The sequence below is a fragment of the Methanococcus maripaludis genome, assembly GCF_002945325.1.
Lineage (GTDB): Archaea > AGJL01 > Methanococci > Methanococcales > Methanococcaceae > Methanococcus > Methanococcus maripaludis.
The window spans coordinates 796,012-809,186 of sequence record NZ_CP026606.1 but is presented as its reverse complement, the minus strand read 5'-3'; the positions used below and the strand labels follow the sequence as shown (position 1 = coordinate 809,186).

The window sequence follows — 13,175 nt, the reverse complement described above, 5'->3', positions numbered from 1 at the left end:
ATGAATGAAAAACTCCATCTAAGCCTTATTGAACCATTAGATGTTTTGGCGGTGAGATACTACTTTCACCAGATCCAAAACATTGACTATGTAGATGTCGAAAAACTTGGAAAAGTTTCGAAAATGCCAAAAAAGTGCAGTAGGACTTTGAAACTTTCACAAGAAGAGCAGAAAATTATCGAAAAGACTGGAAAAATCACAAATCACCTTGTAAATTATGTAATACTAATCGAGAGAGAAAACCAAAGGGCGTAGACAATGCAAGATCTGAAAAATAAGTTGGTATTTAAACCAAATCGAGAAAACCCTGAAGAATCCGAAAAAATGAACAAATGGCTTGTTAAATTCAAAGAAGAGCGAGAATTTGATGGCATAATGAAAAATACAATGACTACGGATGTTGTAAGATTAAAAATATTTTTAGACTTTGTAGAAAAGCGCTTGGAAAAGGAACCTGACAATATGAGAAACTCAGATTTTATACAGTTCTTTAATTATCTAAATACTGAGCGAAAATTATCCAAAAGCACACAAAATCGGTATTTTAACCTTTTAAAAGTATTTTATAGAACAATGAGGCTTTCAAACTTTTTAGATTTTTCAGATGAATCAATTGAAAGAAAACGATTCTCAAGATCCGAAGTAAAACATTATGACGCTATATCTGAAGCTGAATTAAACGAAGTAATTCAAAGTATCGTTGACGGAAAAAGTAAAACTCAGATAAGAGACGCTTTAGTCATAAGATTACTCTGGGATACAGGATGTAGGCTTTCAGAAGTTATAAATTTAAAATACGAAGATTGTGACTTTAAAGAAGGAATTTTCAAACTTAAAAATACAAAAGGAAAAGTGGAAAGGACAGTTACTTGTTCAAAAGATACCTTGGATGTCTTAAACCAGTATAAACAGTACAATCCGAATTCAAAACCAGAAAATTATATTTTCCAAACGATCGAAGGGAAAATTATTCGAAAAAACTGGATAAGTAAAGTTTTCAGGGAACATGTAAAAAAATTAAAAGAAAAAGGCATCATTGCAAGAAATAGGCGGTTGGTGACGCACAGTTTAAGACACGGCCGAGCAGTTGATTTCTTAGACAAAGGAGTTCCAATTGATATTGTAAAAGAATATCTCGGTCACGCGTCACTTGAAACAACATTGTTTTATTCACACTCAAGAGAACGAAAAGACAAGATGCTAAAAGACCTGAAAAAGCTTCTTTAAATTTTTTGAAGCTATTTTTAGGTTATTGTTCTATTTTAGAAATTATGTTTTTATCCCAGATAATAAGATTAAAAGATTTTACAAAATAACAAATATTTGAGCTTTATTTTAAAATAAAACTTTTAATTATCTTTAAAATTTAAAAATAAGCCTAAATTATAAGTTAGTCCTTAAGATCCGATCCGGTAGCGGTTCGAGGGTTCAAATCCCTTTCCCTCCACTTTTTGAAATAACGCACTCTTTTTTGGTTTCTTTCAAGACCGTGGGTTTTTAACAAGATTTAGCTTTTTTGCAGTATTTTACATCCAAAGGACCCGAAAAAGTTCCTCAAACTATATCGGATTTTTACCAATGGCACCGATTTTGATGGTTTTTCACTAGTCCGATATATCGATTTTCAAAATCTCCGAGTCCGATATATCAAGTCTATTTTTAAGAATTTAAAAACGATTTTTACAGACTTATACGCGATTTAACGGACAAATTATTTATATTTCAAATAAAAAACCTTTCATGTAGTATATTACTATCAATAACTACGTGAGGGGTTTTAGATGATTCGAATATGTCCAAAATGTTTGAAGGCTGTAGTCCATTATGAAAAAGAATATTTGACTGGAAAGGTCAGGCCAGTTTTTGTTGATACTGAAAACAAATGTTGTGGCTACCTGCAAACTGAATCAGTATTCAATAATGCAAAATGTTCCAAAATGCAATTATTAAAAACTCAAGCTGGAAAAATATCAAAACAGTTAAACTTATCTGAAGAGTTGAAATATGAATTCTTTGAAAACCTGAAACGCTTTAAAAGAACTCATAATGAATGGAAAGATTATCGAGTACTTGAAGAGGCATTAAACTCCCAACAATACATTTTTTATTTTTTAAATAAAATTTTAATATTGAATTTAATCATTCAATTTCTTTTTTCAACCAGTTTTCAAATGAAGTTAACTGTTTTTTTGTATGGAAATAGTGTTCTCCAGATTCTACGATTTCTAAATTACATTTAAATCGTTTGGCGAAATTATCCAACGTATCATATTCACATAACTCGTCTTTAGATCCGTAAAGAATAGATGTTTTAAAATTCCAAGATTTGATGGGATGTTCTTTTACATAGCAAAAGTAATCCCAATATAGTTTCTGACCACTTGGGGTTTCTATCTCTTTTTCTTTTTCTAATCGTTCAGAGGTTACATCAAACCAGTTCATCATATTTTGAATAATCCGCTCCATGTCAACAACGGGCGATAAAAATAAACTTTTTTCTAAATTTTCATCAGGATATGCCAAAAGACTAAAATATGCACCCATACTGCAGGCAAACAAACTTATCTTATTCCAGCGGTTTTTTGCATATTTCATTATTTTTTCGAGATCAGTTACACAAATGTCCACCTTACAGGGAGTTTTATCGTTTTTTCGATTCCCGTGTTCAGGTAAATCAAAACTCAAAACTTGATATCCCTTTTTAACAGCAATTTCTGACAGCATTTGAATTACAGTGTCGTCTTTACTGGACATATTTCCGTGAACTGCAATAAAAACACGGTTTTGTTCTTCTCCCCACAAAATAGCAGGAATTCCATTGATTGTAACGTTATTCTTAATCATTTTTACCACGATACGCGTATTAATGTCAATAGGGCCGGTTTATAATTTCAAAATATTATTATTTTAATATGTATTTTTACAGAAATACTGATCTTTAACGTTTTAGTATTATCTAATATAATATTAACTTCCAACAAAAAAATAAATTGTTATGCTTTATTTTTACAATTTATTTATTATATGGGGTTATTTTTTAATAATCCCGATTAAAACACTTTTAACTTAGATATAGTTATATATTACTGGATATATAATTAAATTGGGGTTAATTTACCATTAATTAGTAAAAACTATTTTTAAAAATTCCGAAAAACTTTGGAGGGGGTCTTCATGAAAAAGTTTTTAGTTGGATTTATTTTATTTTCAATGATCTTTTCAGTAATCCCTGGAGCTGTGGCGATAGATTACGATATTATTGCAGGACAGAATGAAAAAGTAGGGACTCTAACCTTGAACGTGGTTGGAGATACATTGTATTTTAATTACGATATAAATTCACCATGGGAACTTTGTGAAGTACATTTAGCTGCATTAAATGAAGTTCCTGAGGCAGATACCAGTAATGTCTGGTATACAGAAGGATATCTTACAAAAACTGGAAATCCGAAAGTTGGACAGTTTGAAATCAATGAAGAGTTTGATCCCTATTTAACGGAGTATTCTGGTTCGCTTAACATTAGTGAATTAGGTAGTTCAAACATAACTATTGCAGCGCATGCCGTAGTTTGTAAGCAAGGTGATGAAATAATAGATTATGGCTACGAGCCACTTGATTATCCTTGGGCAATAAATTACAGCAATTATATTAACGGTTCACCTGATTCGACTGAATCATGGAGATACAATCCATTACTATGTCTTGGAGAAAATGATAGTTCAGATCAAGGCACAAAGACATTTACCAGTCTTGGACATGGTGGATCAATAGAATTGTGTTTTGACGGCAGTATCTGTGGTGATGGGGACAATTCCACACCTGATTTAGAAATTTATGAAGTAACATATAATCAGAACCCAAACTGGGTTGAATCTATTGGTATTGAAGCATATTTTAACGGAAATTACTACCCGGTAGGAAATGCTACGAATAATTTGGGTAGCACCGCAGGTGTGACGAATATGTTTATAAACCGCATATATGACCTTCCTAGTGGCGTATGTATCGAAAAAATAAGAATAAATGATACGTTTTCAACGCACGACTATGACATTGATGCAGTAAAAGCGAACTACGAGTGCGTTCCAATATATAATTGCATCTGTGAAAGTGCATGGGCTAACGACACCTGTTTTGGAGGGGAAACGTTCCCTGAAAATAACTGGGCTACGTATGTTATATATCCAGAATGCGATTAAATTCTTTTTTTAATTTTTCAAACAATAAACAATAGAAGTTACACTTTTCAAATTCAATTTAAAAATCAGAAAAAAAGAAAATATTTTTTTAATTAAGTTATTCAACAACTACTGGCCCATTTGCGGTCCATTCGACCATGATTGGTCCGTCTGGAAGTTCATCCAAAGTTTTAAAGTATTCTAAAGCAGCTTGTGTTCCTAATCTATCTGAACCTGCAATATATACAATAGTGTAGCTTTTAACGATTTTTCCAGAATTGTCCTGAATAGTCATAACTTGAATAACCCCTTTGTTTTCTCCAGGGTAGTCGTTTGAAATTGGCATTTCAAACTGATCGTTGTATTCTCTCGCAAATGGATTTGCTTTTGGTCCGCCAACAATTACTGCATTTCCAGAAATTTTGAATCCTTCTGCATTTTGTATTCTTTCTCTTAATTCTTCAGCAAATTGCTGATCGATTTCGTTTCCAAAGAGCACTGTTGCACTTGAAACGAAGTTTTTAATAACTTTTGAGTCTATTTCATCTGAAATATCTGAATCGTAACTTCTTCCACCGCCACCGGAAGATCTTGTTGTATGGGTTGTTACTGGCGTGTAAGGAATAAGATCAATTCCCCACATTCCAATTAATGGTGCTGTATCGTTTTCTAAATAGTCGCTCTCATCGTCACATCCATATAGATAATAAGTATCCCCGATTCCATTTGCATCTGCGTCTGTTCCACTGTAATCAGACCAGTAGTTTCCAAGGAAATTACTGTAACTATTTCCGTTGTATTTATATTCAATTTTAAAAGGACTTAAGAAACTGTTTTTTCCAGTTTCTCCAGGAGTTATGCCCGAAATATTTACTGTATCTGTGTAGATAAAGTTGTTTAAGTAAATATTACATCCTGTGACTTCATCGCCAATTATTAGAGGATATTCTGATGAATAGACCGTATTGTAAGAGATATTTGAATAGTCTTCATCACAATCATCTAAACGAATACCATATTCACTTGCAAGAACAGTGTTGTTGAAGACTGTTGCGTAAGCTCCTTCACCCTCCCCATCAAAATCGATTGCATAATCGCTTGAGTTTGTTACAGTGTTGGATGAAATTATGGTATACAATCCGCAGGTGTATATCTCGTCTTCCACGGTGTTATTGGCGAGTGTGTTGTAATCTCCGTAAACGTAAATATAATCAGTTATTATGTTTGATGAGATTGTGTTATTATTCGAAAGATACTCCCAATCGCCCTCCATATCAATATAATCTACAGTGTTTGATGAGATTTTATTATTGTCTCCGATTAGTTCAATAGAGTTTACCGTGTTATTGAATATTATTGAATTATTTAATCCATCGTCATATGCTAAATAAAATCTATTTTCCACAGTATTGGTGGAAATCGTATTATATTCTCCGCTAACTTCAACATCATACGCAGTGTTTGAAGAAATCGTGTTATACTCCCCGTAAACTCCAACATACTGTGCAGTGTTTGAAGATACATTTGAATTTGAAGCTGTTATGTAAATACTGCTTGAAGTCATTAAATTTTTAACAGTTACATTTTCAAGCATGTTTTCAGTATTTGAATAGACTACGTAGTCTCCAGTCTTATTTAACCAGTGATTGTTTCCATCAAAAGTTACATTATCAGATTCAATCACTATAAACTTATAAATTGATGAATCGTTTACATAATCGCAGTCCAGTATGTAGTAACCCGGGGTAGTAATTACGACGTATGCACTACCGCCTCCAGTATAAGGACTTACGCTTGTAAAGTTTTCTTCAGTAATATGGATCATTCCATCATTGTAATCCACTTTTGGAGCATTTGATGTAAGATCTACACCCCAAATTCCAGCAAGTGGTTTTGTATCGTTTGTATAGTTTTCTGTGTATGGCGTATCGATTATACCGTCACCATTCGTATCAGCTTCTAAATATCCAGCCCAGTAGTTTCCAAGAACGCCCGAGTATGGATTTCCATTGTAATAATAAGTTATATTTTCACTTGAAACAAAATAGTTGTTTGTTCCGTTGTTTATTAATCCATCAATGTTGTTTTGGTAGAATCTAACGCCTTGACAGTGTATAATATCTATTGCGTAAGATTGCTCTGATGTGATGTTATTTCTATAAATATTTGAGTTAGGTCCAGATAACCAGTAAGAAAGTTTAATTGCTTCAGAACCTTCACCAGCTACAGTAATATTGTTATCGTAGAATTCATAATTTCCAGAATCGCCAGAAAGATAAATACCAAATGCTTGGCTACCCAAACTGGATAGAATATTACCATATATTTCATTGTTATTAAAATCTGAATTAAAACCTAAAATGTACGAATTATTGCCCGTTACATCTATTGTGTTATTTGAGATTATGGAGCCTGTAAAATAATAGCTAGAATATATACCGCGAGCGTTAGTATCTCCCGTAATTGTAATGTTATTTCCTGAAATTGTAGTATCTTGAATATGGTAATTCTCGGTGTATACCCCATAAGCCTTATTTCCTGAAATCGCAGTTATTGCATTTTCTAATATATCCGTATTTACGATACTGTAATCGTAAACATAGATGCCTGTAGAGTCGTCAACTGCATTTGTATTAATTGTATTTCCTGAAATTGTAGTATCTTGAAGATATCCATCTGCGAAAATACCGTAAGCATCATAAGTAGAAGAATTAGCTGTGATATTATTTTCCAAAATCGTGCTAGTTAAAATCTTACCCCCAAAGGTATAAATCCCATAGGCATTGTACGCTTCGGAAATCGCAGTTATCTCATTTTCCGAGATATTCGTATTTGTTAGGTCCCTATTGACACAAATATCAATGGAATTGTGGGTGGCATTTGTATTAATTGTATTTCCTGAAATTGTAGTATCTTGAACATACCTATTTGAAGAAATACCTGCCGAATAATGATTAGAATTAGCTGTAATGTTATTTCCTGAAAATGTGCTAGTTAACATATCTAATTCAGAATAAATGCCAATAGCTGCAGCCGAAGAAGTTATTGTAGTACTTGTAATGTTATTTCCTGAAATTGTACTGTTTTGAATATGCTCATTTGCGAAAATGCCGTAAGCATTGTATGTTTCTGAAGTGACTGTTATTACGTTATTTTCAATTGTTGAATCTAAGATATACTCGTCACAACATATACCAAAAGCGTGGAAACTTCCTCCATTTACTGAGATATTGTTTCCTGAAATCGTGCAGTTTTCAAAATAGTCACCACAGTAAATCCCATAAGCACTACTGTCTGCGCATGATATAATCGTATTTTCTGACATTATTGAGTTTATAACTGCATAATCACAATATATGCCGTAACTAGTGGATTCACAAGTATTGTTAATTGTATTTCCTGAAATCGTACTGTTTATAAGATCAGATTTAGCATAAACAGGGTATGTATCTGAGGTAAGCGTATTTTCTGAGATTGTAATGCCGTATGAATCTTCTAAAACAATTGGATATCTTTCAGAGATAATTTCTGAGTTTTCTATTTTAGAATCATTAACATTTTCAAAAAGAATTACATCCCTAGTCCAGTTGGAATTAAGATTTTTAACTGTAATATTGCTTGAATTGTAAGCATAAACTAGATAATTTGGCCCGAATATAGTATTGGTTGTGAAAGACATGTTGTTACAGTCGAGTGTAACGTTTTCAGTGTCTTTAATCAAGAATACAACATTGTCGATACTTGAAAAATTATTTGCAAAATTTGCAGTTACTTGATATTCGCCAGATTCATTAATAACTATAAACGCGTGATAAGTATATCCTGCCATATCAACGTCAGTCTGATTTTCAAAATCTGTTTCATTGATTGTATAATCCACAGCGCTAACGCTTGAAACTGCTAAAAGCAGCAAAAATAGAAATAAAACTTTTTTTATCATTGTTCACCCCGAACATTTCATTATATGCCTAAAAATATATTGAATACTCGAGAGTTATGATTTTTTTAATTTATATTTTTAACGTCAATTTTAAGAAAATATACCCATGGAGAACATTTTAAAAAATTTAGAAAATCTAAAAAGATATAAAATCGGACTTTTCCACCAAATCTTACTTTAAATAAAATTAAAAGAGCAGTTCTGAAATTTAAAAATCAGAAAAAAAGAAAATTTATTTTACGTTAAATGAAATTACGGGATCATTTAACGCATCTTCTGGTGTTTTCGTAGGATGGGAGCTAAATTTCTTACCATCTGGAAGCTTTAAAATTGCATAGTATTCCCCAGTTTTTAAATACCTTTCAATCGTTATTTTTGCAGGTTTTTCGCCTTCTTTAAAGTAAACACGATATTTTTTTATCAGCTCATATGTATCGTATTTTGAAAGATCAACCATATTTACCACCCCCTGATCTTCATTATACTTTCTTTTTTCAAAAGTATTTATTTTTTTCAGTTTTTTAAAAATTAACCCCAATATCCCGTTAATATCATTAAAACGGGATAATAAATCCTTTAAATTGGGTAATTCTAATTTTTAAAAAGTTAAATTTCAGTTTAAAAGAGTTATAAATGTTTCATCGAGCGGTTATAAACTTCGATATACTTTTGAAATTTAATTAACGTCTGATCCATTAAATATATACTTTGGTTTTAAATAAATAATAATTATTAATGGGGGTGATATTTTTGAGTAATAAAAAAATTATTACGAGCTTTCTTTTATTATTAGTTATTTTAAGTTCAATATCTGCATACGGCAATCAAAATAAAAGTTATGGGCAAAATCAGGGCGGTCAGGTGTATCAATTATATGACGATACACAGGTAAATCACCAGCAAGAAATTGGTAATTATCCTGTTGAAGAATTAAGTCAAGAAGAAATTGACGGGTTATTGTTGATGAGAGAAGAAGAAAAATTGGCAAGAGATGTTTATTTGGAATTATATGACATATGGGGCCAGCAAATTTTCTTAAATATCGCAAATAGTGAAAGTACTCACACCAATGCAGTAAAGTTACTCTTAGACAAATATAATTTGACAGACCCCGTTACTAATGACACGAGAGGAGCATTTACAAATCAGGATCTGGCAGAACTTTACAGCACATTGGTTGAAAAAGGTTCAGTTTCACTGCTGGATGCATTAACTGTTGGTGCAACTATTGAAGATTTAGATATAAATGATTTAAAAAAATTAAATGAAATATCTGACAATCAGGATATCACTGCAGTATATAATAACCTTGAAAAAGGTTCGAAAAACCATTTAAGGTCATTTACGAGAGTTATCGAACAAAATGGTGGAATTTACGAGCCACAGTACATTAGCGAATCAGAGTATAATGAAATAATATCAAGCGAAATGGAAACAGGTACGGGATATTCTACAAATCCTACCGCACAAACAGGACAATCTAACCAGTATAGTGCCAGCAGTTCAAATAATGAGTCTAAAAATGTATTTGAATGGATGTGGCAGGGTTTAATGAACTGGTTTCGTTAATTACAATTAAATCTTAATAACCGTTTTTTTTCTTAAATTCAAATATTTTAGTTATTTTTTAATTTTTAAAATCATTGAGCTTAATTTCTAATTATTTTACGGGAAATATAACATTAATACATTACATTATTTAATAAAAGTTAAGTAATATATATTATATTTAGAAAAAATACCTGAAATAGCGGAGGTGTGATTACATGTCTGACTCAATAACTAAAGAACTTTTAAACTATCTTTACGGCAGGAAAACTCGAGAAAAAACGTTTAAAGTTAATATAAATGAAGTTTTTGAGGAATTTAATGGTGAGGGAAAAGAAAGCCTAATGGACAGCATTGAAACTTTATCCTTTGAAAAAATGATTTATATTCAGGGAAATAGTAATGAAGAATTTAAAATGGGAATTTCAGATAATAACCCGATATTTCTTATATTAACCCGAAAAGGAATCGGTAGTATCGAAAAAAATGAAAATATGTCACACGATAAATTAAGTGAACTTTTTAAATATTGAGTACTGATTTAAATTTCAAAAAGCTGTTTTAAACGACTTAAAATTTCGTAAATTTTTATTTTTTTAATTATTTAATATCTAAGTCACTTCAAAATTTTAAATGTTAATTAAAATTAGTTATAAAAATATTTAAATAGTAATTTTATGTAATTAATATGTCAAAGAATAAAAGGTGTACTTATGAGGACATATTTGGTGTTATTTTCAATACTTCTGGTTTTTTTGGCCGGATGCATATCCACAGAATCTAAAGTTGGGGATACAACAACAGCGGTTAACATGGTTTCAGTTACTGATTTTACGGGTGAGACTTCTACAATTAATTCACCGGTTGAGAGAGTAGTTTCTAATTATGGCCTGATACCGCCGATAATTTACCTTTTTGGTGAAGGGGATAAAATTGTTGCAGGAAGGGGCGTTATGGGGGCTGATGAATTTATTGATGCAGTTGACCCAGAATTCAAAACCCGGTCAAAAGATATTAAAAGCGACAACGTTGAAGAAATTAAAAGTTTAAATCCGGATGTTATTTTTGCGCCATCCTGGGGCTCACAACAGGGACAGTACCCGCAATTAAAGAGTTTGGGAGTTCCTGTTGTTTTTATCGACATAGAAACATCTTCTAATTATTATAAAACTATTGAAATGATGGGCGAAGTATTTCAAAAAGAAGCTTATGCACAGGAATTAATCGATTATTACAATCAATCTACAAACGATGTTTTAAAAAGAACGGCATCAATCAGCGAAAATGAAAAACCAAGGGTTTTATTTTTAGTTTACGACCAGAAAAAGAATTCATACTGGACTCCTGGCGGAGAATTCTATCAAAATAATTTAATTACAATGGCCGGGGGAAAAACTGTTTCCAGTGATTTACCAACCGGAAAAGCACAAATTAACGTGGAACAAGCAGCAAGCTGGAATCCTGACATTATAATTACGAGTGCTCACACGATGGAGTATCCAAGCACTAAAGTAAAAGAAGATATATTAAATGACGACGGCTGGAAAGAAATTAATGCAGTTAAAAACGGAAATGTGTACGCAATGCCGTTTGATGGTGAATCTTGGGATACACTTGGTCCAAAATATGTTCTCGGGCTATACTGGACTGCAAAAACACTTCACCCTGATATGTATACTGACTTTGATATCTTAAAACTTACATCATCAGAATATGAACGGTTTTTTAATGTAAGTATTGACGAAGTTACGCTCGTTGGTGATAATATTGAATAAAAATTATGTTTTTCCTTTTTTGTTTGCAGGCGTGTTTTTATTTTCCCTGTTTGTTGGAAGATACATGTTTGATCCTTCTTTAATTTTTACAAATTCACTTGCAAACAATATTTTTTTTGATATCCGGCTTCCAAGGGCGATTGCAGTATCGCTTGCAGGGGCATCTTTAGCGCTTGCGGGAGTTTCTTTTCAAAATATTTTTAAAAATTACCTTGCAGGCCCAAATATTTTGGGGGTTACAAGCGGGTCCGCATTTGGTGCATCTATTGCAATTTTATTTTTTGCGTACAATCCGTATCTTGTACAGTTTTCCGCGTTTATATTTGGTGTTATTGCAGTATATATTGCATATAAACTCAGCAGTCTTTTAAAAAGTGGGATTGTTGGGCTTATTCTTTCCGGAATGGCGATTTCTGCATTTTTTTCTGCAATGATCGGCCTTATAAAATACGTTGCAGACCCTTATGAAAAATTGCCAACGATAGTTTTCTGGCTTCTTGGAAGTTTTGTAGGCCTTCGATGGGTGGATTTGGGAATATCGGTTATACCTATGTTAATCGGGATTATCGGGCTTGTAATGTTAAAATGGGTTTTTAACATCCTTGCAACAGGGGATGAAAATGCAAAAAGTTTAGGGGTGGATTCAAAAAAACTGAAAAATATAACGATATTTCTTGCAACACTAGCTGCATCTGCATCGACTTCACTTGCAGGGATGATTCAGTGGGTTGGAGTTGTAAGTCCACATATTGCAAGGCTTTTAGTCGGGGTAGACAACAGGAAACTCGTTCCTGCATCTGCTTTTGTAGGTGCTACACTTCTCTTACTCTGCGACACGCTTGCAAGAACTTTAACGCCTTCTGAAATTCCAATAAGTATTATAACTTCGTTTATTGGTGCACCAATTTTGATTATTATTTTATCAAAAAGAGGGGTGAAATAATGTTGAATATTGAAAATATAAATTTTAATTACGGGAAAAACAAAATATTGAATGATTGTAGTTTTAAACTTGACAGTGGAATTGGATGTATACTTGGGCCAAATGGTGCTGGAAAATCAACGATTTTAAAGTGTATTTCTGGAATTGTTCCTGTTAAATCTGGAAGTATCATAATTGACGGGGAAAAAACTACCCAAATGAATTATAAAGATAGATCACGGTTAATTTCATATTCACCGCAGGAATTTTCGATAAATTTTCCATACACCGTATTTGAAGTTGTTTTGATGGGCAGAAATCCACACGTTAATTTTTTGAGGGGTCCTTCCAAAAAAGACGAACAAAAAGTGACTGAAATACTAAAATTACTAAAAATTAGCCATTTGAAAGATAAAGAATTCATATCTCTTAGTGGCGGTCAAAAAAGGCTTGTAATGGTTGCAACTGCGCTTATTCAGGATGCAAAATTGATGATTTTTGATGAGCCGACATCTTTTTTAGATTACAAAAATCAGTACCTTGTACTTTCAGTAATCGAAAAAATATCAAAAGAAATGGATAAAACCGTTTTATTGTCGCTTCACGATCCAAATTTGGCGTTTCTATTCTGCGATAACCTATTTTTAATGAAAAATGGAAAAATTCTCTCTGAAATTGCGGATAAAAACTCAGTATGCCCTGAAAATTTTCAGGAGCTTTACGGGATAAATACTAAATTTGCAGATATATTCGGGCAAAAAGTTGTTCTTCCGGATAAAGACTATTTAAAAACTATGATTTAGTGATTATA

General features: G+C 32.3%; 11 protein-coding genes and 1 pseudogene. 9 read left to right on the top strand and 3 right to left on the bottom strand.

What is annotated here, in order from left to right:
- From MMJJ_RS04330 to MMJJ_RS09445, 3 genes and pseudogenes are all read left to right on the top strand, one after another.
- Positions 1-255 carry a DUF2540 domain-containing protein gene (locus MMJJ_RS04330; RefSeq protein ID WP_183547414.1) on the top strand — a complete coding sequence of 85 codons (255 nt, stop codon included), beginning with the start codon at positions 1-3 and terminating at the stop codon, positions 253-255.
- A gap of 3 nt (positions 256-258) precedes the next feature.
- Positions 259-1,227, top strand: coding sequence for a tyrosine-type recombinase/integrase (locus tag MMJJ_RS04325; RefSeq protein WP_104837838.1), 969 nt, complete (start codon positions 259-261; stop codon positions 1,225-1,227).
- Between the two features lie 554 nt (positions 1,228-1,781).
- A pseudogene (locus tag MMJJ_RS09445) lies at positions 1,782-2,090 on the top strand (hypothetical protein); the annotation flags it as partial.
- A 49-nt stretch (positions 2,091-2,139) separates the two neighbouring features.
- Here MMJJ_RS09445 and MMJJ_RS04315 read toward each other — a convergent pair.
- A complete protein-coding gene (locus MMJJ_RS04315) occupies positions 2,140-2,844 on the bottom strand; it encodes an alpha/beta hydrolase (RefSeq protein WP_104837837.1) in 705 nt (234 codons plus the stop codon).
- Between the two features lie 330 nt (positions 2,845-3,174).
- Here MMJJ_RS04315 and MMJJ_RS04310 point away from each other — a divergent pair, with 330 nt between their 5' ends.
- Positions 3,175-4,200, top strand: coding sequence for a hypothetical protein (locus MMJJ_RS04310; RefSeq protein ID WP_104837836.1), 1,026 nt, complete (start codon positions 3,175-3,177; stop codon positions 4,198-4,200).
- Positions 4,201-4,297: 97 nt separating this feature from the next.
- On the opposite strand, the gene MMJJ_RS04305 is transcribed toward MMJJ_RS04310, so the two are convergent.
- A complete protein-coding gene (locus MMJJ_RS04305; protein WP_104837835.1) occupies positions 4,298-8,119 on the bottom strand; it encodes a NosD domain-containing protein in 3,822 nt (1,273 codons plus the stop codon).
- Positions 8,120-8,351: 232 nt separating this feature from the next.
- On the bottom strand, positions 8,352-8,576 hold the full coding sequence (locus MMJJ_RS04300) for a hypothetical protein (protein ID WP_104838586.1): 225 nt from the start codon (positions 8,574-8,576) through the stop codon (positions 8,352-8,354).
- Between the two features lie 293 nt (positions 8,577-8,869).
- Here MMJJ_RS04300 and MMJJ_RS04295 point away from each other — a divergent pair, with 293 nt between their 5' ends.
- From MMJJ_RS04295 to MMJJ_RS04275, 5 genes are all read left to right on the top strand, one after another.
- Positions 8,870-9,688, top strand: coding sequence for a DUF2202 domain-containing protein (locus MMJJ_RS04295; RefSeq protein ID WP_104837834.1), 819 nt, complete (start codon positions 8,870-8,872; stop codon positions 9,686-9,688).
- Positions 9,689-9,885: 197 nt separating this feature from the next.
- Positions 9,886-10,200 carry a hypothetical protein gene (locus MMJJ_RS04290; protein WP_104837833.1) on the top strand — a complete coding sequence of 105 codons (315 nt, stop codon included), beginning with the start codon at positions 9,886-9,888 and terminating at the stop codon, positions 10,198-10,200.
- 180 nt (positions 10,201-10,380) lie between these two features.
- Positions 10,381-11,442 (top strand): ABC transporter substrate-binding protein, encoded by a 1,062-nt coding sequence (locus MMJJ_RS04285; RefSeq protein WP_104837832.1) that lies wholly within the window; start codon positions 10,381-10,383, stop codon positions 11,440-11,442.
- The gene (locus tag MMJJ_RS04280; RefSeq protein WP_011170141.1) at positions 11,426-12,385 is read left to right on the top strand and encodes a FecCD family ABC transporter permease; all 960 of its coding nucleotides are present in this window, start codon (positions 11,426-11,428) and stop codon (positions 12,383-12,385) included. The genes MMJJ_RS04285 and MMJJ_RS04280 overlap by 17 nt, the downstream gene beginning before the upstream one ends.
- Complete coding sequence (locus tag MMJJ_RS04275; protein WP_104837831.1) at positions 12,385-13,167, top strand: ABC transporter ATP-binding protein; 783 nt, start codon at positions 12,385-12,387, stop codon at positions 13,165-13,167. The genes MMJJ_RS04280 and MMJJ_RS04275 overlap by 1 nt, the downstream gene beginning before the upstream one ends.
- The last annotated feature ends 8 nt before the right edge of the window (positions 13,168-13,175 follow it).